Origin of the sequence: Bradyrhizobium sp. CIR18 (assembly GCF_014198295.1) — a bacterium.
GTDB lineage: Bacteria > Pseudomonadota > Alphaproteobacteria > Rhizobiales > Xanthobacteraceae > Bradyrhizobium.
The window spans coordinates 169,510-191,779 of the sequence record NZ_JACIHF010000002.1; the positions used below are offsets into that span (position 1 = coordinate 169,510).

General features: G+C 65.8%; 21 protein-coding genes. 11 read left to right on the forward strand and 10 right to left on the reverse strand.

What is annotated here, in order from left to right; genetic code table 11:
- Positions 1–28: 28 nt before the first annotated feature.
- The 3 genes from GGD65_RS09350 to GGD65_RS09360 all read right to left on the reverse strand — a co-directional run bounded on the left by GGD65_RS09350 (position 29) and on the right by GGD65_RS09360 (position 3,623).
- Positions 29–1,594, reverse strand: a complete 1,566-nt coding sequence (locus GGD65_RS09350; protein ID WP_183235093.1) for a DUF4403 family protein — start codon at positions 1,592–1,594, stop codon at positions 29–31.
- Between the two features lie 141 nt (positions 1,595–1,735).
- Complete coding sequence (locus GGD65_RS09355) at positions 1,736–2,374, reverse strand: PQQ-binding-like beta-propeller repeat protein (RefSeq protein ID WP_018318637.1); 639 nt, start codon at positions 2,372–2,374, stop codon at positions 1,736–1,738.
- Between the two features lie 28 nt (positions 2,375–2,402).
- Positions 2,403–3,623 (reverse strand): helix-turn-helix domain-containing protein, encoded by a 1,221-nt coding sequence (locus GGD65_RS09360; protein WP_183235094.1) that lies wholly within the window; start codon positions 3,621–3,623, stop codon positions 2,403–2,405.
- 153 nt (positions 3,624–3,776) lie between these two features.
- On the opposite strand from GGD65_RS09360, the gene GGD65_RS09365 reads away from it, so the two are divergent.
- The gene (locus tag GGD65_RS09365) at positions 3,777–4,568 is read left to right on the forward strand and encodes a DUF899 domain-containing protein (RefSeq protein WP_409362735.1); all 792 of its coding nucleotides are present in this window, start codon (positions 3,777–3,779) and stop codon (positions 4,566–4,568) included.
- Positions 4,561–4,827, forward strand: coding sequence for a hypothetical protein (locus GGD65_RS09370; RefSeq protein ID WP_183235096.1), 267 nt, complete (start codon positions 4,561–4,563; stop codon positions 4,825–4,827). Before GGD65_RS09365 ends, GGD65_RS09370 begins: the two co-directional genes overlap by 8 nt.
- Here the strand turns inward: GGD65_RS09370 and GGD65_RS09375 are convergent.
- Positions 4,824–5,240, reverse strand: coding sequence for a cytochrome c family protein (locus GGD65_RS09375; protein WP_049814899.1), 417 nt, complete (start codon positions 5,238–5,240; stop codon positions 4,824–4,826). The genes GGD65_RS09370 and GGD65_RS09375 overlap by 4 nt on opposite strands.
- A 114-nt stretch (positions 5,241–5,354) precedes the next feature.
- Positions 5,355–6,071 (reverse strand): L,D-transpeptidase, encoded by a 717-nt coding sequence (locus GGD65_RS09380; protein WP_183235097.1) that lies wholly within the window; start codon positions 6,069–6,071, stop codon positions 5,355–5,357.
- A gap of 275 nt (positions 6,072–6,346) precedes the next feature.
- Between GGD65_RS09380 and GGD65_RS09385 the strand changes: the two genes are divergently transcribed.
- The 3 genes from GGD65_RS09385 to GGD65_RS09395 all read left to right on the forward strand — a co-directional run bounded on the left by GGD65_RS09385 (position 6,347) and on the right by GGD65_RS09395 (position 8,906).
- Positions 6,347–7,399: a glycosyltransferase family 1 protein gene (locus GGD65_RS09385; protein WP_183235098.1), complete on the forward strand. Its 1,053-nt coding sequence runs from the start codon at positions 6,347–6,349 to the stop codon at positions 7,397–7,399.
- Between the two features lie 32 nt (positions 7,400–7,431).
- Entirely contained in the window at positions 7,432–8,121 is a 690-nt protein-coding gene (locus tag GGD65_RS09390; protein ID WP_095426049.1) for a methyltransferase domain-containing protein, read from the forward strand.
- A gap of 125 nt (positions 8,122–8,246) precedes the next feature.
- On the forward strand, positions 8,247–8,906 hold the full coding sequence (locus GGD65_RS09395) for a hypothetical protein (RefSeq protein WP_018318645.1): 660 nt from the start codon (positions 8,247–8,249) through the stop codon (positions 8,904–8,906).
- 350 nt (positions 8,907–9,256) lie between these two features.
- Here GGD65_RS09395 and GGD65_RS09400 read toward each other — a convergent pair whose 3' ends face one another.
- Positions 9,257–10,921 (reverse strand): aminotransferase class III-fold pyridoxal phosphate-dependent enzyme, encoded by a 1,665-nt coding sequence (locus GGD65_RS09400; RefSeq protein ID WP_183235099.1) that lies wholly within the window; start codon positions 10,919–10,921, stop codon positions 9,257–9,259.
- A 35-nt stretch (positions 10,922–10,956) separates the two neighbouring features.
- On the opposite strand from GGD65_RS09400, the gene asd reads away from it, so the two are divergent.
- Together asd and GGD65_RS09410 are read left to right on the forward strand one after the other, a co-directional pair.
- Positions 10,957–11,820, forward strand: a complete 864-nt coding sequence (asd, locus tag GGD65_RS09405; protein ID WP_183235100.1) for an archaetidylserine decarboxylase — start codon at positions 10,957–10,959, stop codon at positions 11,818–11,820.
- A gap of 69 nt (positions 11,821–11,889) precedes the next feature.
- Positions 11,890–12,453 carry an NUDIX hydrolase gene (locus GGD65_RS09410; RefSeq protein ID WP_183235101.1) on the forward strand — a complete coding sequence of 188 codons (564 nt, stop codon included), beginning with the start codon at positions 11,890–11,892 and terminating at the stop codon, positions 12,451–12,453.
- 179 nt (positions 12,454–12,632) lie between these two features.
- Here the strand turns inward: GGD65_RS09410 and GGD65_RS09415 are convergent, their stop codons facing one another.
- Together GGD65_RS09415 and GGD65_RS09420 are read right to left on the reverse strand one after the other, a co-directional pair.
- Entirely contained in the window at positions 12,633–14,075 is a 1,443-nt protein-coding gene (locus GGD65_RS09415) for a FecR domain-containing protein (RefSeq protein WP_183235488.1), read from the reverse strand.
- A gap of 332 nt (positions 14,076–14,407) precedes the next feature.
- Positions 14,408–15,187 (reverse strand): DUF2147 domain-containing protein, encoded by a 780-nt coding sequence (locus GGD65_RS09420; protein WP_183235102.1) that lies wholly within the window; start codon positions 15,185–15,187, stop codon positions 14,408–14,410.
- A 192-nt stretch (positions 15,188–15,379) separates the two neighbouring features.
- Between GGD65_RS09420 and GGD65_RS09425 the strand changes: the two genes are divergently transcribed.
- Positions 15,380–16,219: a DUF2147 domain-containing protein gene (locus GGD65_RS09425; protein WP_183235103.1), complete on the forward strand. Its 840-nt coding sequence runs from the start codon at positions 15,380–15,382 to the stop codon at positions 16,217–16,219.
- 470 nt (positions 16,220–16,689) lie between these two features.
- Complete coding sequence (locus GGD65_RS09430; protein WP_183235104.1) at positions 16,690–17,895, forward strand: extensin family protein; 1,206 nt, start codon at positions 16,690–16,692, stop codon at positions 17,893–17,895.
- 43 nt (positions 17,896–17,938) lie between these two features.
- Here GGD65_RS09430 and GGD65_RS09435 read toward each other — a convergent pair whose 3' ends face one another.
- Positions 17,939–18,274, reverse strand: a complete 336-nt coding sequence (locus tag GGD65_RS09435; protein ID WP_018318654.1) for a DUF6665 family protein — start codon at positions 18,272–18,274, stop codon at positions 17,939–17,941.
- 44 nt (positions 18,275–18,318) lie between these two features.
- Positions 18,319–18,954, reverse strand: a complete 636-nt coding sequence (locus GGD65_RS09440) for a TetR/AcrR family transcriptional regulator (RefSeq protein WP_018318655.1) — start codon at positions 18,952–18,954, stop codon at positions 18,319–18,321.
- Between the two features lie 196 nt (positions 18,955–19,150).
- Between GGD65_RS09440 and GGD65_RS09445 the strand changes: the two genes are divergently transcribed.
- Positions 19,151–20,464 carry an HlyD family secretion protein gene (locus GGD65_RS09445; RefSeq protein WP_183235105.1) on the forward strand — a complete coding sequence of 438 codons (1,314 nt, stop codon included), beginning with the start codon at positions 19,151–19,153 and terminating at the stop codon, positions 20,462–20,464.
- Positions 20,465–20,493: 29 nt separating this feature from the next.
- Positions 20,494–22,077, forward strand: coding sequence for a DHA2 family efflux MFS transporter permease subunit (locus tag GGD65_RS09450; RefSeq protein ID WP_183235106.1), 1,584 nt, complete (start codon positions 20,494–20,496; stop codon positions 22,075–22,077).
- Positions 22,078–22,270: the final 193 nt, after the last annotated feature.

Here is a 22,270-nt window from a genome sequence, read left to right on the forward strand (position 1 = left end):
GCGCCCAGATACGGCGAGCGAAGGCGAGCTACATCCCCGACAGCTTCGTCACCGACACATTCAGCGTGCCGCCGGCTTCCGCGACCACGCGCAGCGTCTTGGAATCGAAGGCGATGTCGGCCAGCGTCAGGCTGTCGATCTTGGCGTCGACCTTGACACCATCCTCGCTTTTCTGGAAGTCGGCGATGACGCCAGCGATCTTCTCACGCGCGTTCGCCGCAATCGGCTTCAGGTCGAGCGTCGCCCTCTGCAGCAACGCCTGCTGCATCTGCGGCACCACCGCGCGCGCCGCGGCACCCAAGAGGCCAAAAGCGGCTTCCGACTCCACTGCGAGCTGGATGTCGGTGAGCCGCAGCGTCTGCTGGGCCTGATCGAGCACCGGCCGGCCCCAGATGTGCACGGTCGCCTCGGCGCCGAGACCGAGCCAGCTCTTCTTTTCCTTGGCGCGGACCAAAAGCGAGATCAGCAGGCGCTCGCCCGACGGGACCACGTTGACGCTCTTGACGGTGACGTCGACCGGGCCGGAGCCGTCCTCGGGATAGGTGTGGCCGACCATCTGCGCGGCGATCAGCTTGTTGATCTCGGTGAAGGGCACGTCGATGGGCACGCCGATGTTCACGCCGGTCCCGGTCGGCGGCACGATCGAGATCTTGTCGGGGAACGGGCAGTCCGGCTTGGTCTGCGTCGACGTCACGCGCGTCTCCGCTTCCAGGCCCATTAGCAAGGTCACGGCCTGCGCGTCCACGCGCGGCTGCGCGGCAATGGCGCGGATCGGCTTCATCTCCAGCCAGAGCGGCGGAAGCGCGGTCGAGCCCGAGCCCTGCAGCGGGATCGAGCGGCAGGCCTTGGCCCATTGCAGCTTCGCGTTCTCGCGCAGCGAGGGATCGTTGCGGATGCGTTCGGAGACGATGTTGATCTGCTCGCCGACATTCTTGTCGATCAGCGGCTTGACCTGCGCCGGCACGTTGACCTTGGCGCCGGCGACGTTGAGATTGGTATCGCCGAGATTGACCTGGGCGCCGAGATTGGGCTCGAGATGCCAGTTGGCCGCAAGCTTCGGGCGCGAGGTGACGACCACGTTGCCCTTGATCTCCGCGCTGGCGTTTAAATTCTTGATGTTGACTGCGCCGATCCGTTTCGCTGCGTCACCACCAAGCACGCTGCCGAGCGCGTCGCCGAGCGCGCCTGTGGCCTTCGAGGACAGCGAGCCCGTCACGTTCAGCTTGCCGCTCAGCGGTGTCGAGATCGTCAGCACGTCCTTGTCGCCGGCAGTCGCCATCGGCCCGCGCACGGCAGTCCAGCCGATGTCGGCGTTCTCCAGGATCTGCGAGATCGGGTTGTCGGCCTTTCCTGCGAAATTGCGCGGGGCGGCCTTCTCGGCCTGGTCGCGGATCGCCGACAGCGCGATGGCGACCGGTGCTACCACGATCGAGCTCTTCGCGACCGGCGGCAACGGCGGCAGCTGCGCCACCGGCGGCGCGGAATTCGTCGCGCGCGGCGACAGCCAGTCCATGGCCTTCAAGCTGATGAAGTACGACGCCGCGAGCACTACGGCGGCGATCGTGATGGTCTTCAAGTTTAACGTCAGTCGCATCAATCCCCCAGGCCGCCCCGGGGCAGAAGTCTACAGGGCAGGCGAGAAGGGCGCTAGAGCGCACCGATGGGGTGGAATTGGGGCGAATGGGTTAACGGCAGCGACCGCATCGCTGCCGTGCATTCAGGTCATCGTCGGGGGCTAGCCGCGCCGGGGACGGCGGACCGCTCTCACATTGCCGTTAGGGCCACCGCCGCAGAAGAAGCGGTCGCCGCCGTCGGACTCCAACCCTGACACCATCGTCCCGGCAGGCAGGTCGAGCTGCTCGAGCACCTTGCCTGTGGCGGGATCGATCCGCCTGATATCGCTATCCTCGCCCTCCCAGGTGCCGTGCCAGAGCTCGCCGTCGACCCAGGTCACCCCGGTGACGAAGCGCTTGCTTTCGATGGTGCGAAGGACCTTGCCCGTGTCCGGATCGACCTGATGGATCTTGCGCTCGCGATATTGTCCGACCCACAGCGAGCCCTCGGCCCAGGCCAGGCCGGAATCGCCACCGCCGCCGGGCGCCGGAATGCTGGTGAGCACCTTGCCCGAGGCCGCATCGATTTTCTGGATGCGATCCTCGGCGATCTGGAACAGGTGCCTTCCGTCGAACGCCGTTCCCGCATGCGCGGCGACATCGAGGGAGCGCGCGACCTTGCCGCTATCAGGATCGACTGCATTCAGCTTGTCGCCGGATGCGAACCAGACATGGCTGCCATCATAGGTGACGCCGTGCACGGCCTCAACGCCCTCAAACGGCCCGTACTCCCTGACGATTTCGGCGGCTGAACGCTTCATGTCTCGCTCCCTGTGATGTGCTCCTACCTTACGTCTTCAGCAGCGGCGTGGGGAGTAACAAGCCTGTCGGGAAACCCGGGACGGGCGGCGTCATCCAGCGCCGCGCCCGCCCATGTCCGAACGACTGCACCTTGTTCGACCGCGCCAGCTCGTCGAGCGCGCGCTGCACCGTGCGCGCACTGGTTCCCAGCGCCAGCGCGAGCGCCGAGCTCGACCACGGCTCGCCATCGGAGAGGAAGGCGAGGACAGCGGCGTGCTTCTCCTCGACGGGCCGCGCCAGCACCATGACCTGCCGCGTCTTGCGAGGCGTCAGTGCAAAACCCTGCTTCGTCGCAGTCACGTCGGCCACAGGCTTGAGCTTGGCGCGGAGGCGGCCGATCTCCACGCGCAAGCGCGCGCGATGCGATTCATCGACATGCCTGGCGCCGAACGCCCCGGTGATGAGCTTTTCTCGCGAGACGTCCACAGGCCACGCCTGCGCCAGGAGGCGGGCGAGCGCGAACAGCACCGGGCGAGTCCCGAGCGATAGGATCGTGCCTCGCCTGCGCACCGAATGATGGAACGTGTCCACGACCAGCGCGTCCGAGGTCGCGAGCTCCTCGACCTGCTCCAGCAGCAACGGACGTTCGTTGCCATCCGTGATCAGGCGTGCTGCGGGCGTATCGAGCACGCGGTTCGTGCTCTCGACCTCGGCTGTCAGCCCAGGGATGCCCGCCAGGCTCGCTGCGTGGGCCGCCCGGGCAAGCGCCGCGCGCGCGTCTTTGGTTCTGAGCCGCCGTATTGCGATGCCGGCGACCACGAGCTCGCGGACGACCTGCGGGGCAGGCGGAAGCGGAGAGGTACCGAGCTCGGCGAGAATACGCTCGGCGTCGTCGAGCCGTCCGACGAGAAGAAGACGGCGTGCCTCGATGTGGCCCGCATGCGTGGCATTGGCGACATCGCCGTGCTTTTCGAGCGTCGTCCGTGCCGCCGCGAGCGTCTTCGCCGGCCAGCTCAGATCGCGCGAGACCAGCGCGATCTCGGCTTCGGCCACCACGCATCTGGCGCGCGCCACCGCCTCGCGCGGACCGAACGCGCGCGCCGCGCTTCGCAGCAGCGTCTTCGCCTTCGCGAGATCGCCGAGCTGCGCCATCGCGATGCCGCGCAGCGCCAGCGACGGCGCATCGTTGCGCAGCGCGACGCGGTTCAGAGCGCCGAGCGGATCGCCGGCCTCGAGCGCGCGCGCGGCGGCGGTGATCAGCGACTCCATGTCAATCCCGCCACACTTGTTACTCCCACCGCGCAACCGCGAGGTGCCAGAATTCGTTGACGGCCGACAAGGTGCGGTGACGGGCGAGCGGTTCCGCGAGACGCGGAGTGATCACCCAGGCAAGACGTCAAGCAAGAGATTCGGAGAGTCATGATGACATTAGCTCAAAACGAACGGAACAACGGACAGGCAGGCATGCAAACACCGCCGGTGGTGTCGCCGCAGGACTGGGAGGCCGCCCGTCAGCAACTGCTCGTGAAGGAAAAGGCGCATACCCGTGCCCGCGACGCCCTGGCCGCCGAGCGCCGGCGCATGCCGTGGATGGAAGTGAGCAAAACCTATGCGTTCGAGGGGCCCGGCGGCAAGGTCAGCCTGCTCGACCTGTTCCAGGGCCGACGGCAGCTGATCGTCTACCGCGCCTTCTTCGAGCCCGGCGTGTTCGGCTGGCCCGATCACGCCTGCCGCGGCTGCTCCATGGTGGCCGACCAGGTCGCCCATGTCGCGCATCTCAACGCCCGCGATACCACGCTGGTGTTCGCCTCGCGGGCGCCGCAAGCCGACATCGTCAGGCTGAAGCAGCATATGGGCTGGACCATGCCGTGGGTCACCGTTACCGACAGCTTTGACGCCGATTTCGGCGTCGACGAGTGGCATGGCACGAACGTGTTCTACCGCGACGGCAACCGCATCTTCCGCACCTATTTCGTCAAGAGCCGCGGCGACGAGCAGATGGGCGGCACCTGGAATTATCTCGACATCACGCCGCTCGGCCGCCAGGAGGTCTGGGAGGATTCGCCGAAGGGCTATCCGCAGACGCCGACCTACAAATGGTGGAACTGGCACGACAGCTACACCGAAGGCGCGGCGCCCGACAAAAAATGGGTCGAGATCTCCGACGCCGGCGAGAAGGCCTTTCGCGACGAGGCCGCGGAAGGACGTGACTAGTCCGCTCAACGCAACGGCCGGCGCCGGTCGCGATGGCGTGGTGGCTGCGCGCCATCTCGCCAAGTGGCTGGCCTTGGCGGCGACGCCAGCCTTCGCGATCATGGCCGTGCTGACGGCCATGATCGGGGGTGGGCCAGACATGCTGTGCGGCGCCGGGCAGGGATCTGTGCTCGGCGGCATGGTGCCGATGTATTTCTTGATGAGCGCGTTTCACTCGGCGGCGTGGCTGAGGTTGATTGCGGAGCGGCGGATTCGTTAGGGCGTCCCGCCTGCCTGCAAATAAGCAACGATCTTCCCCGCTTCCTCCGCCGAGATGCCGCCATAGGGCTGCATCTTGTTGCCGGAAACGACCTCGTCCGGCTTGACCATGAAGCGCGCGAGCTTGTCCTGGTCCCAGACGAAACCGGCATCCTTCATCGCAGAGGAATAATTATAGTCCGGGAGCGCGCCGGCCTTGCGTCCCAGAATCTTGTTGAGGTTGGGGCCGAGACGGTTGTCGCCTTCCTTCACGGAATGGCAGGTGCGGCAGGAATTGTTGAAGGCTTGGTGGGCTGCCTCGTTGCCCGCAGGCTGCTGCGCGAGCGAGGGGGTCGAGAGAAGCAGTGTCACTGCTCCGGCGGCCGCAATCGTGCGCAGCGATGAACTTCGTGACGTCTGCAGGCGTGATTGCATTTGCGCCTCCATCGGGGACCCGCGCCGCAGCAAGCGCGCGCCGGAATGTCGAGGGCAAACGAAAGCGGCCCCGGGGATGTTCCGGGGCCGTTTGCGTCACAATGTCCTGTCAGTTCAGCGCGTCGCGGTTCCGAGCTCCGCTCTCCGTTCCGTCATCGGCAGCACAATCACCTTGGTGCCGACGTTGACGCGGGAATAGAGGTCGGAAACGTCATCATTGGTCAGGCGAATGCAGCCGGAGGAGACGCGCTTGCCGATGGTGTCGGGGGCGTTGGTGCCGTGGATGCGGTAGATGGTGCCGCCGAGATACATGGCGCGGGCGCCAAGCGGGTTGCCGGGGCCACCGGCCATGTGGCGCGGCAGATAGGGCTGGCGGGCGATCATTTCCGGCGGCGGAGTCCAGGCCGGCCACTCTGCCTTTCTGGTGACGGACTGCGTGCCCGACCAGGTGAAGCCGTCGCGGCCGACGCCGATGCCGTAGCGCAGCGCCTGGCCGTTGCCGAGCACGTAATAGAGATAGGTGTTGGGCGTATCGATGATGATGGTGCCCGGGGCCTCACGCGTCGCGTAGGACACGGTCTGGCGACGGAAGCGTGCCGGCATCTCCACGGCATCCTGATCTTCGGACGGCTCGGTCTGATAGGTCGGCGCCTGGTAGGGCTGATAGGGCTGGATCGGCTGCGGCGCGGCGAACGGCGGCAGCGGCTGGAAGAAGGGGAAGAGCTGCACCGGCGCGGCCTTGGCTGCGCCTGCGAATGCGATCGCGGAGACCGCGACTGCGCTAAAAGCAACGGCGCGCGAAAACGTCTTGAACGTGTCCAGATTGAACATGTGATCGCCCCTGTTTGCTCGGTGGTCTCGGCCACCGCGGCACCGTTGCGGTGCTCCGTTGCGCAAGATCACTAACGGCAAAACGTTTCGGGACATTTGCGCGGAAAACCGAAAACGGTTTCACGGCGGCAAGGATTGTTTCATGACAGTTTCGTGGCCGCAGGCGCCCGTTAACGAACAAAACGGTGGGCCGACACTTCTGTGACGTCACACGCCTGAAATATCCTTCGTTGATGGTCGGAAACCGAGAATCATCAAACTCTCGGGATTTCCCCATGCGGGTATTAATCGCGACTGACGCCTGGCATCCCCAGGTTAACGGTGTGGTCCGCACCCTGACCTCGCTGGCGAATGCCGCCAAGGCCCTCGATGTCGAGATCGACTTCCTGACGCCGGACGGCTTTCCGTCCTGGCCACTGCCGACCTATCCGGGCCTGCGCATCGCGCTGCCGAGCGGAAAGGAGATCGCGCGGCGGATCGAGAAGGCAGCACCGGACGCGCTCCATATCGCGACCGAAGGTCCGATCGGCTGGGCGGCGCGGGCCTATTGCCGCCGCAACCGGCTTGCCTTCACCACGTCCTACACGACGCGCTTTCCCGAATACGTCTCGGTGCGGACCGGCATTCCCGCCGCCGTCGGTTATGCCGTGCTGCGCCACTTTCATGATGCCGCCGCGATGACGATGGTGGCGACACCCTCGCTGCGGCAGGAGCTCTCCGAGCGCGGCTTCAAGCGGCTCGGCTTCTGGACCCGCGGCGTCAACACCGAGCTGTTTCATCCCGATCATCCGGCACGGCTCGATCTGCCGGGGCCGATCTTCATGACCATGGGCCGGGTCGCGGTGGAGAAGAATCTCGAAGCGTTTCTTTCGCTCGATCTGCCCGGCACCAAGGTCGTCGTCGGCGACGGCCCGCAGAAGGCGGCGCTCGAGAAGAAATATCCGGACGTGGTGTTCCTCGGCGAGAAGAAGGGCGCGGATCTCACCGCGCATCTCGCCGCCGCCGACGTGTTCGTATTCCCGAGCCTGACCGATACGTTTGGCGTGGTGCAGCTGGAGGCGCTGGCCTGCGGCACGCCGGTTGCGGCGTTTCCGGTGACGGGCCCCAAGGACGTCATCGCCGATCACCCGATCGGCGCGATCGACCACGATCTGCGTACCGCGTGCCTGCGCGCGCTCACCATGTCGCGCGAGACCTGCCGCAACTTCGCGCTGGAGCGTTCCTGGGAAAACAGCGCGCGCCAGTTCGTCGGCAATCTCACCTCACTTCAGCCCAGCCGCGTCCTGCGCGCCTCGCCTCGCATGGCGCGGCGGCCGGTGCGCGGTTGATCTTTCATTTGACCACAGCGAGAACCTCATCGATGGCTAAGATCATGAACCTTGACGGAACCCAGCAGCTCGACCTCACGCGTGGCACGGTCGAGCAGGCCTATGACCGCTGGGCGCCCGTCTACGATCTCGTGTTCGGCGGTGTGTTCGCCAAGGGCCGGCAGGCTGCGATCGCGGCCACCAACAAGATCGGCGGCCGCGTGCTCGAGGTTGGCGTCGGCACCGGCATCTCGCTGCCGCTCTATGCACCGAATCTGCGCATCTTCGGCACCGACATCTCGGAAGCAATGCTGGACAAGGCGCGCCAGCGCGTCACCGAGGGCAAGCTGAAGAACGTCGAGGGGCTCGCGGTGATGGATGCGGAGAAGCTCGAATTCCCCGACAATTCCTTCGACGTCGTGATGGCGCAATATGTCGTCACCGCCGTGCCGAACCCGGAGAAGGCGCTCGACGAATTCGCCCGCGTGCTGCGTCCCGGCGGCGAGCTGATCATCCTCACCCGCGTCAGCGCGGACGCCGGCATGCGCCGTTTCATCGAGCAGAAGCTGCAGCCGGTGGTGCGTCCGCTCGGCTTCCGCACCGCCGAGTTCGCCTGGTCGCGCTATGCAAAATGGCTGGCCGGCGCCCACGGCATCGAGCTCGCCGAGCGCCGCCTGATTCCGCCGCTCGGCCATTTCTCGCTGGTGCGCTTCCGCAAGGTCGACGTCGCCAAAGCGGCGTGAGCTGAAGCTCACGCGTTAAGTGCGTCATCGCGCCGCTGCACATCGTCACATGACAAAATGATGATGTCACACGGCCTACATCGAATCCCTGTAATCCCGTACCCGAAAGCATTTTGGGGGAGAGCATGATCAAGAATTATCTCGAGCAGCTGCGGATCCAGCGCTGGGACGACCATCGCTACTATCACCACAGCCGCATCAACCAGAGCCTGCACTTCGTCAGCGCGCTGAGCTTTCTCTTCGCCTATGTCTGGCTGTTCATCGATCCCGTCGTCTCCGCGCTGGTCGGCTGGCTGGTCTCGATGACCTCGCGCCAGGCCGGTCACTTCTTCTTCGAGCCGCACGGCTACGACCACATCAACCAGGCCACCCACGAGCACAAGGAAGAGATCAAGGTCGGCTACAACCTTCAGCGCAAGGTGGTGCTGATGGCGATCTGGGCGGCTTCGCCGCTGGTGCTGTTCGCCGATCCGACGCTGTTCGGTCTGTTCACACCCTGGGCGAGCGCGACCGACTTCATGCGGCAGGTTGCCAAGATCTGGCTCGTGGTCGGCGGCGGCGGTCTGTTGTTCCGCACCGTGCACCTGTTCTTCATCCGTGACGTTGAAACCGGCCTCGTCTGGATGACCAAAATCCTGACCGATCCCTTCCACGATCTGATGCTCTATCGCAGCGCGCCGCTCGCCCTGATGCGCGGCGAGCTGATGGACCCCGGCCTGCACCTCAACCCCGAGCACACGCTGGGCCTCATCGGCGAGCCCACGCTCGAAGAGCAGCACGCCTGAGCGCGCTGCGTACACGACACACTCCGATGTCTAATGGTTGCGTCATGCCCGGGCTTGTCCCGGGCATCCACGTCTTGGGGGCTTCTTCTTCGCCTCTCCCCGCTTGCGGTCGGACAATCGCATATGGTGCACACAGTGCAGCGGCAAAGGCAGCGGGCTCCCTCTCCCGCTTGCGGGGGAGGGCTGGGGTGGGGGTGTCTCCGCGTCGGGATTGTTGGGGATTACCGAGGATGCCCCAGTGCGGTGAGAACCCTCACCCGCCGCGCGCGGGACGATGCTTTCGCATCGCCCGGGGCGCGTCGGCCTCTCCCGCAAGCGGGAGAGGCGGAGCAAGCCCGCGCAGTGTGGCCTCAGCGCCCGAAGCGCTTGGCCAGCATCTCCTTCAGGATCTGCCGCTTGATCTGCTTGTTGGTGAGCACGCCGTCGTGCCACCAGAAGCCGTCCGCCTTCATCTTCTCGGCGGCGCGGACGAAGCGTTCGGCAACTTCCGTGAAGTCGGCGTCGGTGTAGTTCAGGCTGAAGATCAGCCGTCCGGTGCCGACCCAGCTCAAGGACAGGCCTTCGGCGCGCAGGTAATATTGCAGCATCCAGTTGTATCGGGACGGCGTGGTGTATTTCACCGTCCAGATCGACGAGAAGTTGGCGAACCGCACCGGCAGGCCGGCGTCGGTCATCATCTGGTTGAGCTTCTGCGCGCGGCTATTCCAGGTCGCGTCCAGCCCGCCATAAATGGCGCGGAAGTTCGGGCTGGCGAGCCGGCTCAGGAACTCGTCCATGGCCGTCATGACGTAGGGATGCGAGTTGAAGGTGCCGCGGGCAAAGCAGATGTCGGCGGGCCGGTCGTCGCGGAAGCGGCGCATCAGCTCGCGCTTGCCGCAGACCACGCCGACCGGCAGGCCGCCGGCGAGGCTCTTGCCGTAGGTCACCATGTCGGCGCGCACGCCGAAATATTCCTGGGCGCCGCCAGCGGCGAGGCGGAAGCCGACGAAGACCTCGTCGAAGATCAGCACGATGCCGCGCTCGGTGCAGACTTCACGCAGCCTCGTGAGCCACTCGGTGTAGGCCGCGCGATCGAAATTGCCGCCGCGAGAGGAATCCACCAGCGAGGAATCGCCGGGCGCGTTGGCGTTGGGATGCAGGCCCTGCAGCGGATTGACCAGCACGCACGCGATGTCCTTGCGGGTGCGCAGGACGTGCAGCGTCTTCTCGGACATTTCGGCGAGGGTGTAGGTCTCGTGCGCGGGAATCGGGTTGCCGACGCCGGGCTGCACGTCGCCCCACCAGCCGTGATAGGCGCCGGCGAAACGAACCAGATGCGTGCGTTTGGTGTGATAGCGCGCAAGCCGCACCGCCTGCATCACGGCTTCGGTGCCGGACATGTGGAACGAGACTTCGTCGAGGCCGGAGATCTGGCACAGACGCTGCACGTTCTCGAGGATGACGGGATGATAGGGGCCGAGCACGGGACCGAGCGCATGCGCGCGCTTCTCGGCGCCCTCGATGCACTCCTTGTAGAAGTCGTTGCCGAAGATATTGACGCCGTAGGATCCCGTGAGGTCGTAGGACGTGTTGCCGTCGACATCCGTGACGGTGACGCCGCTGGACGATTCCATGAAGGTCGAGGTGCCCAGGTGCTCGCGGACGAGACGCGAGAACTGGAATGGCACGCGGTAGGTCTCGGTGAAGTGCAGGTCGGAGATCTTTTCCGCCGCTTCCTTCGTCATCGCGCGTCCCTTGGGATAGCGCTCGGCGTAGAGTTTGGCGAGGCGGAAGAAGGCGTCCTTGCGCTGCGTCACGACGTGATCAGGCGCGCCATCGCAGCCGAAATACTGATCCCCGCTGAACTCGTAGAACGGGAGCAGCTTTGCCACCCGGCGCGACATCTTGGAGTGCCCTGCGAGCGAGCGGTGCTTGGCGCGGGACAGTTCGACCCGCGCCTTGATCTTCGGGAAGACGGCGGCAGCAGACGCTGCGGCGGCCACGGACATCGAGAGAATCGGGAGTGTCGTTTCCATGACAACAAGCGCTAATACTGTGAGCTGACAGATTCATGACAGTCAAAGCCCTCATCGCCTCTTTCACCCAGCAGGAAGACCTCAACTTCCTGTTGACCAACCGCATTCCGCGCGCGGCCCTGACCCGCTTCATGGGCTGGTTCTCCAAGATCGAGAATCCGCTCGTGCGAGACTTCTCGATTGCGCTGTGGAAGCTGTTCTCCGACCTCGATCTGTCCGAGGCACGCAAGACGCATTTTAGGAGTCTGCACGATTGCTTCACCCGGGAGCTCAAGCCGGGCCTGCGGCCGTTCAATCAGGACCCGGCGGTCGTTGCCAGCCCGTCCGACGGCATCGTCGGTGCCCACGGGAAGATCGCCGACACCGAGCTGTTTCAGGTCAAGGGCGCGCCCTATTCGCTGCTCGACCTGCTCGGCGATTCCGCGCTGGTCGACCAGCACCGCAACGGCTCCTTCGTCACGCTGCGGCTGACCTCGAGCATGTATCACCGCTTCCATGCGCCGTTTGACGCGCATATCGAGCGCGTCACGCTGATCCATGGCGATGTCTGGAACGTCAACCCGATCGCCTTGAAGCGGGTCGAGCGTCTCTTCTGCAAGAACGAGCGCGCGGTGATCCGGACGCATCTTTCGACCGGCGAGGCGGTGACGCTGGTGCCGGTCGCCGCGATCCTGGTCGCGAGCATCCGCCTGCACTTCCTCGACATGGTGCTGAACGCGCAGACCCGCGGGCCGGTCAATTTCCCCTGCGACGTCAACGTGGCCAAGGGCGAGGAGCTCGGCTGGTTCGAGCACGGCTCGACCATCATCATCCTCGCGCCCGGCGATTTTACCTTTTGCGAGGGCATCGCCGAGGGCACGCGCATTCGTGCAGGAGAGGCGCTGTTGAGGAGAGGATAGCCTTCAATCCGCCGCGTCCGCCGCCTATATCGTCCTTCGGGGATGCATAGATCGACACGGATGTGAGTGATGGCGCGAGCGCCGGTGATGGCGGCGGGTGGTATTGTGCTGCGGCGGGGAGCGGTGCCGCTGGTTGCAGTCGTGCGTCAGCGCAAGCGCAATGAATGGGTCTTGCCCAAGGGCAAGCTCGACGACGGCGAAACGCCGAAGGAAGCGGCGCACCGCGAGGTGCTCGAGGAGACCGGCCACGACGTCGCGATCCACGAATTTTTGGGCACGCTCGTCTACCAGTCCGGCGGCCGCTCAAAAGTCGTGCATTTCTGGCGAATGGAAGCCGACGGCGGTCCGGTTCGCAAGCTGATGAACGACATCAAGGCGGTCGACTGGCTGCCGCTGGACGACGCGCTTGCGCGCCTGTCGCGGGAATGTGAGCGCGCCTTCCTGACCCAGATCGGCCCGATCGCGCTTGCGGCCGCGGGGTTGGCGTCCGCGCCGGCGGCCGAGCCGGTACCGTCGAGCGACGACATCGATGCCGCCTTGCAGACATTGACACCCGCCGAAGCCGCATCCGTCGAGGAGCTGCGGCATGGTCTGCTGCAGAAGGTGAAGGCCTGGCTGCGCGGCGAGGCGTGAGTTCAAGCGCGCTGCTTTCGCGAGTTAATGCGGTTGGGCGAGCGCCAACTCCCTCCACATCGTGATTGCGAGCGCAGCGAAGCAATCCAGGATCCTTCCGCGGAAAGATCCTGGGTTGCTTCGTCGCAAGGGCTTCTCGCAATGACGAAGGAGAAAGCGGCGCGGCGAGGGCGGCGCTATCACCGCCGCTCCTTCTCCTTCGGAGCCGGCGCCGGTCTGCGCGGCGCGGCTGGGCGTTGCGGGGCAGGGAGGCGCTGCTGGAAGCCGCCGGGGCGCTGCATGCCCGGCTGTTGAGCTGCGGGCGGCTGGCCCGGCTGCATCCCGGTGCGCGGCAGTTGCGGCTGCGGATGAGTCCCGCCCGGCTGTGACGGCATGACTCCACCGGGCTGAATTTGCCCACCACGCTGCGGCTGTGTTTGCGGCGTGCCGTTTGGCTTTGCGCCCTGTCCTTCGCGCGGTGCACGTGGACGTCCGGCGCCTTCGCCGCGCTGCGGCTGGCCTTGCTGCTGGCCTCGCGGCTGCTGCCCCTGGCCCGCACGCTGGCCACCCGGCTGCACCGCGCCACCTTGTCCCTGCCGTTGCGGCGGCTGGGTGCCTTGCCGGCTTGGTGTGCCCGGCTGCTGCTGACCCGGACGGTTGTTCTGGCCGGGCTGGCCGTTCGGTCGCTGCGGCTGCTGTCCCGGCGCGGTCGTCGGCCGCAATTGTTGTTGCTGCGGCGGCTGGACCGGCCGCGGAATGCGGCTGAGCGCGGTCGGATTGGCGCGGCGGAAGTCGCGTTGCTCGGTAACGATCTGGCGGCCCGTGGTTTGCGCCAGGTGCACCTGGCCGACGAAGCCGCGGTCGCGCGCGATCTGCTGCGCGGGAATCGTGATCGGCACCGCGGCGAAGCGCATCGCGCCGGCAATGCCCGCGCCGGGGCGGATCGCAAACCCGCTCGCGCCTTGCGTCAGTGCGCCGAGCCGAGCGCCGCTGCTGCGGTCGTCGACGTCGATGTGGCCGACGCGGCCGTCGGCGTCGGGATAGAGCTTGATGTTGACGTTGCGCGCGTTGCTCGCTACCGCGCCCTCGGGCACGTCGACGACGCCGGTGGTGCCGCGGATGCCGAGCGTCGCGGTCGGCGTCGTGATCTTCATGTTGCCGGTCTTAGCCACCGCAGCCGCGACGAAGGCGACCGTGCCCCTGCCGACGTCGAAGATCGCGGAGTTCTGCTTGCCGCCGTCCTCATAGACGTAATTGTCGATGGTGATCTTCGAGCTGGCTGAAAGATTGAACGTGGTGGCGTCGTCGAAAGTGATGCCAACCGTGGAGTTCGACGAGGTCTGCACGACGTCGTTGAGATAGATGTCGTCGCGCACGCGCAGCGGATAGGAATTCTTGTCACGGATCACGGTCGCGATGCCTGTCACCGTCACGACGTTGCCGATCGGTTCGACGGCGGCGGGTTGTGCGTCCGCGGCCGGTGTCGGTGAAGCTGACGGCGCCGGGGAGGGCGCTGGCGCCGGCTGCGCTTGTGGCTGGGCCTGGGCGACTTCGATCGCATCGGATGCGATCGCAACGCTCGCGCCGGCCAGCGGCAGGGCCAGCAGGGCGAGCGCGAACACGAAGCGGCGCCAAGCCAGCATTGATGTCACGAGGAAGTCCCGGTGAGAACGCGAGGCGAGATCGGTTGATATCAGCCGGGAGGACCTGAATGGCGGATGAACGTGTGTGGCAGGAGGAGGGCCGAACATTCAAACGGCGCTCTCTCTCCTTATGGTGGAGGAGCGCGCCCCTTTGCGCGCGTGGCGGACGACGCTGCGCGTCGCCGCGAGAACCATGCAGGCCCGCTGTCGATCCGGGCCTCGCCCTTCGAGACGCCTGCTATGCAGGCTCCTCAGGGTGAGGGGATAGAGTGAGGCTGTCGCGCGAGATCCCGGGTCGATGCTTCGCATCGCCCGGGATGACGAGGATAATGTCAGCTCACGCGCTTCCAGGTCTGGCCGCCGCAGAACATGCCGCCGAAGGCGCAGCCCTGCACGCGCATCGCATTCGGGCCCTTCATCGCGATGGTCGAGTCGTAATTGCGGCCGGAGTCGGGATCGTGGATGCGGCCGCTCCACTTCGAGCCCTCTGGCTTCATGTTGATCAGGATGCGCGCATTGGTCTTCACGGCATAGCCGCAGAGATTGGCGCCGCACTGCTCGACGCGGACATTGCCCTTGTTCTCTTCGGTCGCCCAAACGCCGATCGGCGTGTTGGCGGCTTGCACGGGCGCGGCGGCCGCCGGAGCCGGAGCAGGCACATAAGCAGGAGCCGGCGCAGCGGCGACCGGAGCAGGAGCCGCAACGGGCGCGGGCTGCGTCGTCGCATCGATGGACGGCGCGGCGGCGACGGTCGTCGCAGGGGCCGCGGGAGCAACAACGGGGGCGGCCGGCGCGATCGCTTGCACGGGCGCCTGTTGCACGGGCTGCGGCGCCGGGGCGGGCTGCGCGGTGGTGGCGGGAGCCGGCGTGGTGTCGACGTCATCGTCCTTGGAGCCGCCGAGGCCCTTCAGGTTGATGTTGTTCAGCTTGATCGGCTTGTCCGACAGGCCCGGCGCAACGATGGTCACGCAGTTGAGCGAGGCGCAGTTGCGCGGCGTCTCGATGCGGATGTGCTGGCCCTCGATCTGGAACGAGATCGTGTTGCCGCCGGCTTGGGCGGCGGCGGTCGACGCCAGAAAGAGCGCGGCGGCGGCGACGGTGAGCTTGTTCATGACAACCTCCGAAAATGGCGTGATCCCGATGGACTGAAGTCGCTGGTGGATGAAGCGTGGTTCGACCCTACGCCGGACCGGCCGGGCGTTCTGTGATGGGGGTCACAACGATGCGCGCCGTCTGGGTGAGGCAGCGCACATTCAGCGGCAACGCCTCTGCGTAAGCTCGTGGCGACACTCAAGGAGGTGTGGATGAAACGGCTTGCGACTTCGCTTGGCACCTTGATCGCACTGATGGCGATCACGCCCGCGGCCGTGGCCGGCTCCTATTCTTTCTCGATCGGCGGTCACCGCTTCCGCGTTGAGTCGCCGCGCAATTGCCGGTCTGCTTCTTGTGTTTCGGTGTCCAGCCGCAGCCTTCGACCGACAGAGGACGTCAACACGACGTCAGCCGCGCCGCCTGCGGTCGCGGCGCTGCAGCCGGCCTATCCCCCGGCGCCGGTCAAACCGGCGCAAGCGAGCGTCGTCGCGGCATCGCCAGCGCCGACCGGCCCTGTTGTCGCCGCCATGACGTCGCAGCCCGTTGTCGTGCCGCCGACCGGGGTCGAGACGCCGACACTCGCGGCGTCGAACCTCAATCCACCGCGGGTCGACCTGCCGCCGCGCATGGAGCCGCCGCCCTTCCCGAGCCCCGAGATCAAGCAGACCGCAACGATCGCACAGCCCAGCGACGACGAGCCGGCCTATATGCCGCTCGGCGAATGGGAGAGCCCCGGCGCCAAGGGCACGGTCCGCATCGAGCGCTGTGGTCCTGCATTGTGCGGTTACGCGCTGACGGAGGCGTCGAGCCGCGGCGAGAGCGTGCTCGTCAACATGAAGCCGAAGTCGCACGACGTCTGGACCGGCAACATCTACAGCCGCTCCAGCGGCAACACCTATTACGCGACCATGACACTGAAGAGCTCCGGCAGGCTCCACGTCGAAGCCTGTGCGCTCGGCCGTTTCTGGTGCTCCGGCAATGACTGGACGCGGATCGAGGCGCCGCGAGAGCAACTGATCACGACATCGCGGCAATGGAGTGCGCGGTCGTAGCGTTTCTCTTACCCTCCCCTGGAGGGGGAGGGTCGATCGCGCAAAGCGCGAGCGGGGTGGGGTGATCTCTCCACTCGGGCACTGTTCGATGAGGAGAGACTGTCACCCCACCCCGTCTCACATTCCGCTGCGCTTCATGTGAGCCGACCCTCCCCCTCCAGGGGAGGGTAAGCGGCCGCGATGTGGTTGATCGATGCTAGATCATGCCGAGCACGATGGCGCCAACGAACGCCATGGCGAGGTACGCGGTGACTATGCTCAGTCTCCCGGCGAACGTCATGAGGTCGCTCCCTCCGTGCGCGCCGCTTTGCGCGCGGGCATTATGGTTAACAGAGAGTCTCCTCGCGAAAAAGTCAGGCTTGCTGTCGCTCGATCCTGCCGGCTCCGGGCGCGCACCGGCCCGTATGGTTAAAGAACTCTGAAATCAACGTGTTGAAGAGTCTTTAAGTAAATTCACCGAACGTGCGTGCATGACGCGCGGAGTTCGTTTGTATCTCGTCGGCTCCATCGTCCTTGTTTCGCTAGCGGGTTGCGGACGCGGCTTCTTCCAGGCCGAACGCGAACCGTGGCGGGCCGAGGCCGAAGCCGCATGCCTGAAATCGGGCGCGGTGAAAGAGGGGCCGGATCTCGTCCGCATCGACCCGATCTCCGGGCCCGGCATGTGCGGCGCCGAGTTTCCGCTCAAGGTCGCCGCCATCGGCGAAGCCTCGAGCAGTTACGGCTTTGCCGACGAGGAGCTGCGCCCGCCGGGCAGCATCGGCGGCCAGCCGCGCTGGCCGGTGACGCAGCCGCGGTCGAATTACCCGCAGAGCCAGAATTATCCGGCATCGTCCTATCCGCAACGGCAGAACTATCCCGAAAGCGCGGTGCGCCAACCCTCCGGCTATGGCAGCTCAAGCGGGCCGGTGTCACTGAACGCGCCCGGCGTGGCGGCGCAGGAGGACGAGATCGACCTGCCGCCCGATGGCACCGACGCCGCGGGAGCGGCACGCTACATGAATGCGCCGAGCTATCCGGCGCGGCCTGCACCTTACTCCCAGGCGCCTGCGCAGCAGCCGCCGCCGCGCCTTGGCCCGGCGCAGGGCAATCCCGTCACGGCCGTCGGTCCGGTCGCGATCAAGCCGACCGCGACGCTCGCCTGTCCGATCGTGTCCGAGCTCGACCGCTGGCTCGCCGACACCGTGCAGCCCTCCGCGATGCGCTGGTTCGGCGTCCGCGTCGCCGAGATCAAGCAGATCTCCGCCTATTCCTGCCGCGGCATGAACGGCAATCCGCATTCTCACATCTCCGAACACGCCTTCGGCAACGCGCTCGACATCTCCGCCTTCGTGCTAGCCGACGGCCGCCGCGTTACCGTGAAGGATGGCTGGCGCGGCATGCCGGAGGAGCAGGGATTTTTGCGCGACGTGCAGTCGGGTGCCTGCGCGCATTTCACCACGGTGCTCGCGCCGGGGTCGAACGTCTATCACTACGATCACATCCACGTCGATCTGATGCGCCGTGCCAGCCGCCGTCTGATCTGTCAGCCCGCCGCCGTCTCCGGTGAAGAGGTCGCCTCGCGTGCGCAGTCGCGCAGGCCGTACGCGAATGCGCGCGAGCCTTCCGTGACCGGCTCGCTCGGTGCGCGCAAGAGCACGGGGCACAAGCGCGAGGAAGACGACTACGCCGACGATTAGACGGAGCAGTTGCTCTTGTAGCTGCGCTCACGGAGGCTACGATCTACTTCGGCTTCGCCGGTGCGGGGACCAGCCCCATGCAGAGCTGCACCTCGCCCGGCACGTTGTAGGTTCGCATGATATGGCGGCTGTCGCGCAGACCGGACGCCTCACGCTGCACCACGAACATCCAGAGCGCCTGGCCGGCTTCCGCCACCAGCTTGCGCCTGGCCGGCTGCAGCGAGGCCGGCGCCTCCGAGGAGGGGTGCGCGGCGTCGAACTCGCGCAAGCGCGTCAGCGCCTGTTCGAGTGAGCGGCCCATTCGTCCAAGCGCGGAGGCCTGTTCCTGGACGATCTCGTAATGGAGGATATCGACGGGCGGGCGAAGATCACGGGACATGGCCGCAAATATAGGGCCGCCTGACTGGTCCGCGCAACGCGCCGCTACTTCGCCTTATACGCGGCCAGGAACATCCGCGTCGCGCTGTCGACCACCTCGGTCATGCGCTCTTCCGACGGCGCGGGCGCGGCCTGGAACACGAAGGGCAGGAACAGCGAGGCCTTGCACAGCTCCATGAACTGCGACGCTGCGAGGTCGCAATCGTCGATCCTGAGATCGCCGGAGGCGACATGGATCTTGAGATAATCGGAGAGGCGGTTGATGGTCTTGTCCAGCACTCGCGCATAATAGCGGCGGCCGACATCGGGCATGCGCTCGGCGATCGCCATCACGGTGCGGATCGCCGATCCGCCGCCGGGCCGGCAGAGCAAGTGGATGTAGGCCCGGCCGAACTCCTTCAGTGTGGTCTCGGCATCGCGCGTGGGATCGAAATTGAACACGACCTGGCCGAACTGGAGCGCCTCCTGCTCGAGGATGGCTTCGAACAGCGCGCTTTTGTCGGCGAAGTAGACGTAGAGCGTGCCCTTGGAGACCTGCGCGGCGCGCGCGATCTCGCCCATGCTGGCGCCGTCGAAGCCGAGATCCATGAACACTTTGCGGGCGCCATCCAGGATCTGGCGACGTTTGGAGCCGTCCTCCTCCTGGATGACGTGCAGATGATCGCGGCCGGCTACAACCATTGGTTCAGGGTCTCGACAGGTTTTTGAGTCGGGTCGGCGGCCATGAAACCCGAATAAAGGATTCTCGTCAGTAGGGTGCGGCCGGGATTATTATGTATATTGACCGAACCGTTCGGTCAATGATATTTGGATTAGCGAGAGGGAACAGGCCGCGCGCCGGGTGCCCCTTTGATCGCGCTTTTTTGGGGAGGCCTTTATGGCCGTATCGAGAGACCAGGCCGCGCGCGTCCTTCGCCAGGATCCGGTAGAGGAGCACGCGGACGGTGATGCCGCGATCGAGAACGCTGCCCCCCTTGCCGAGCAATTGCGCGCTCACGTGGCCGAGGAAGCCAAGCGCCGCACCGCCGAGGCGCCGGAGAAGCCCGCGACCGACAAGCCGGCCGCATCTGCGCCGGAGGCACCCGCTGCCGGCGCTCCCAAATCCGGCAAGCGCAAGTTCGTCCTGATGGGCGTCGGCCTCCTGCTGGCGCTCGCGGCCGCGAGCTATGCCGGCTACTACACGCTGGTTGGCCGCTTCTACATTTCCACCGATGACGCCTATGTCCGCGCCAACAACACCATGCTGGGCGCGCGCGTCTCCGGCCACATCGCCTCGATCCTTGCCGGCGACAACACGACCGTGAAAGCGGGCGACATTGTCTTCCGCATCGACGAGGGTGACTACAAGATCGCGGTCGATGCCGCCGCGACCAGGATCGCGACTCAGCAGGCCACCATCGATCGCATCGGCCGCCAGGTCGCCGCGCTCGACAGCCAGGTGGCGCAGGCCAAGGCACAGCTCGTCTCGGCCGAGGCCGGCCTCAAGCGCGCCGATCTCGACTATGAGCGCCAGCAGGCCCTGAGCAACAAGGGGTTTGCCTCGCGCGCCACCTTCGAGAGCTCGGAAGCCGGACGCGACCAGGGCGCCGCTGCGGTCAAGGCCGCGCAGGCCGCCTACGACGTTGCAATCAGCAATGTCGATGTCGCCAAGGCGCAGCAGGCCGAAGCGCAGGCCCAGCTCGCCGAGCTCAAGACCACGCTCGCCAAGGCCGAGCGCGACCTCGCCTTCACCGCGGTGCGCGCGCCGGTCGACGGCACGTTCTCCAATCGCCTCGTCAACACTGGCGACTTCGTCGCGGTCGGCCAGCGCCTCGGCAACATCGTGCCGCTGGACGCCGTCTATATCGACGCCAATTTCAAGGAAACGCAGCTCAAGCGCATCCGTCCCGGCCAGTCGGTGACGATCAAGGTCGATGCCTACGGCATGCGCAAGTTCTCCGGTGTCGTCGACAGCATTGCGGCGGGTGCGGGCTCGGTGTTCACTCTGCTGCCGCCCGACAACGCTACCGGCAATTTCACCAAGATCGTGCAGCGCGTGCCGGTCCGCATCCGCGTGCCGAAGTCGGTGGCGAAGCAGAACCTGCTTCGTGCCGGCATGTCGGTCTATGCAACCGTCGACACCAACAAGGGCGCGGCCGACGCCGACAGCGAGGTCGACCTCGACGATCCCACCGCGATCCACCCGCAGTAGCCACAGCCTGAGCGCTGCGAGGTCAGACCATGGCCAACGCCACCACCGCTTCGCCCGCCATGATGGCCGATCCCGCTTCGGAGCGCATCGCGCCGAAGCGGCTGTTCGCGTTCATCATCATGGTGTTCGGGATGTTCATGTCGATCCTGGACATCCAGATCGTCTCGGCCTCCCTGAGCGAAATCCAGGCCGGATTGTCAGCGAGCTCCAGCGAAGTCTCCTGGGTTCAGACCGCCTATCTGATCGCCGAGGTCATTGCGATCCCGCTGTCCGGATTCCTGTCGCGCGCCTTCGGCACGCGGTTGTTGTTCGCAATCTCGGCGGCCGGATTCACCGCCTCGAGCCTGCTCTGCGGCTTCGCCACCACCATCGAGGAGATGATCCTCTGGCGCGCGCTGCAGGGTTTCCTCGGCGCCGGAATGATCCCGACGGTGTTCGCCTCGGCCTACACCGTGTTCCCGCGCACGAAATTTCACATCGTCGGTCCCATCATCGGGTTGGTCGCGACGCTGGCCCCAACCATCGGGCCGACGGTCGGCGGTTACATCACCGACCTGATGTCGTGGAACTGGCTGTTCTTCATCAACGTCGTACCCGGCATCGGCATCACCCTGGGCGTGCTGGCGCTGGTCGATTTCGACGAGCCGCATTTCGAGCTGCTCGACCGCTTCGACTGGTGGGGTCTCTTGTTCATGGCCGGCTTCCTCGGCACGCTGGAATATGTGCTGGAGGAGGGGCCGCAATATGAATGGATGCAGGATACCTCGGTCGCAATCTGCGCCTGGATCTGCGCCATCTCGGCGATCGCCTTCTTCTGGCGCGTCTTCACGGCGGCCGAGCCGATCGTCAACCTGCGCACCTTCTCCAACCGCAATTTCGCGATCGGCTGCGTGCTGCAGTTCTGCATCGGCATCGGCCTCTACGGCCTGACCTACATCTATCCGCGCTATCTCGCCGAAGTGCGCGGCTACAGCGCGCTGATGATCGGCGAGACCATGTTCGTCTCCGGGATCACCATGTTCCTGGTCGCGCCGCTGGTTGGCCGCCTCATGGTGAAGCTCGACATGCGCTACATGATCGCATTCGGCCTCGTCGTGTTCGCGATCGGCTCCTACCAGATGACCTGGATCACGCGCGACTACGATTTCTACGAGCTGCTGGTGCCGCAGATCCTGCGCGGCATTGGCATGATGTTCGCGATGGTGCCCACCAACAACATCGCGCTCGGCACGCTGGCGCCTGATAGGGTGAAGAACGCCTCCGGCCTGTTCAACCTGATGCGCAATCTCGGCGGCGCGGTCGGACTCGCGGTCATCAACACCGTGCTCAACGACCGCACCGATTTGCACATCACCCGCCTGCAGGAGCGCGTGACCTGGGGCAATGCGTCGGCGACTGAAACCCTGACCATGTTCATGCAGAAGTTCCAGGGCCTCGGCGATTCCACGTTGATGGCGATGAAGCAGCTCTCCCAGCTCGTGCACCGCCAGGCCGTCGTGATGAGCTTCGGCGATGCCTTCTTCGTGCTGACGCTGTTCTATCTCGGCCTCAGCCTGCTGGTGACACTGCTGAGCAAGCCGGCCCCACTGACCGGCGGCGGCGACGCGCATTGAGCCTGCCACACACGCGGTGTCGTCGTCCGGCTTGACCGGACGATCCAGTTTTCCAGAGGCGCGTTGGTGAACTCGCTCTCACCACATCCGCCGCGGCGTACTGGATGCCCCGCTTTCGCGGAGCATCACGGCGGAGGGCGGGGCGGCTGTGGAGCGCACCAAGGCCGCGCGCACCAAATTGCAACACTCATCC

What these genes read in the sequence shown, in the direction of transcription:
- GGD65_RS09450 (WP_183235106.1), top strand. Translation starts at nt 20,494, where the DNA reads ATGGCCAACGCCACCACCGCTTCGCCCGCCATGATGGCCGATCCCGCT.
- GGD65_RS09440 (WP_018318655.1), bottom strand. Translation starts at nt 18,954, where the DNA reads ATGGTTGTAGCCGGCCGCGATCATCTGCACGTCATCCAGGAGGAGGAC.
- GGD65_RS09380 (WP_183235097.1), bottom strand. Translation starts at nt 6,071, where the DNA reads ATGTTCAATCTGGACACGTTCAAGACGTTTTCGCGCGCCGTTGCTTTT.
- GGD65_RS09430 (WP_183235104.1), top strand. Translation starts at nt 16,690, where the DNA reads ATGACGCGCGGAGTTCGTTTGTATCTCGTCGGCTCCATCGTCCTTGTT.
- GGD65_RS09425 (WP_183235103.1), top strand. Translation starts at nt 15,380, where the DNA reads ATGAAACGGCTTGCGACTTCGCTTGGCACCTTGATCGCACTGATGGCG.
- GGD65_RS09395 (WP_018318645.1), top strand. Translation starts at nt 8,247, where the DNA reads ATGATCAAGAATTATCTCGAGCAGCTGCGGATCCAGCGCTGGGACGAC.
- GGD65_RS09375 (WP_049814899.1), bottom strand. Translation starts at nt 5,240, where the DNA reads ATGCAATCACGCCTGCAGACGTCACGAAGTTCATCGCTGCGCACGATT.
- GGD65_RS09420 (WP_183235102.1), bottom strand. Translation starts at nt 15,187, where the DNA reads ATGAACAAGCTCACCGTCGCCGCCGCCGCGCTCTTTCTGGCGTCGACC.
- GGD65_RS09365 (WP_409362735.1), top strand. Translation starts at nt 3,777, where the DNA reads ATGACATTAGCTCAAAACGAACGGAACAACGGACAGGCAGGCATGCAA.
- GGD65_RS09400 (WP_183235099.1), bottom strand. Translation starts at nt 10,921, where the DNA reads ATGGAAACGACACTCCCGATTCTCTCGATGTCCGTGGCCGCCGCAGCG.
- GGD65_RS09360 (WP_183235094.1), bottom strand. Translation starts at nt 3,623, where the DNA reads ATGGAGTCGCTGATCACCGCCGCCGCGCGCGCGCTCGAGGCCGGCGAT.
- GGD65_RS09355 (WP_018318637.1), bottom strand. Translation starts at nt 2,374, where the DNA reads ATGAAGCGTTCAGCCGCCGAAATCGTCAGGGAGTACGGGCCGTTTGAG.
- asd (WP_183235100.1), top strand. Translation starts at nt 10,957, where the DNA reads ATGACAGTCAAAGCCCTCATCGCCTCTTTCACCCAGCAGGAAGACCTC.
- GGD65_RS09410 (WP_183235101.1), top strand. Translation starts at nt 11,890, where the DNA reads ATGGCGCGAGCGCCGGTGATGGCGGCGGGTGGTATTGTGCTGCGGCGG.
- GGD65_RS09415 (WP_183235488.1), bottom strand. Translation starts at nt 14,075, where the DNA reads ATGCTGGCTTGGCGCCGCTTCGTGTTCGCGCTCGCCCTGCTGGCCCTG.
- GGD65_RS09435 (WP_018318654.1), bottom strand. Translation starts at nt 18,274, where the DNA reads ATGTCCCGTGATCTTCGCCCGCCCGTCGATATCCTCCATTACGAGATC.
- GGD65_RS09390 (WP_095426049.1), top strand. Translation starts at nt 7,432, where the DNA reads ATGGCTAAGATCATGAACCTTGACGGAACCCAGCAGCTCGACCTCACG.
- GGD65_RS09445 (WP_183235105.1), top strand. Translation starts at nt 19,151, where the DNA reads ATGGCCGTATCGAGAGACCAGGCCGCGCGCGTCCTTCGCCAGGATCCG.
- GGD65_RS09385 (WP_183235098.1), top strand. Translation starts at nt 6,347, where the DNA reads ATGCGGGTATTAATCGCGACTGACGCCTGGCATCCCCAGGTTAACGGT.
- GGD65_RS09350 (WP_183235093.1), bottom strand. Translation starts at nt 1,594, where the DNA reads ATGCGACTGACGTTAAACTTGAAGACCATCACGATCGCCGCCGTAGTG.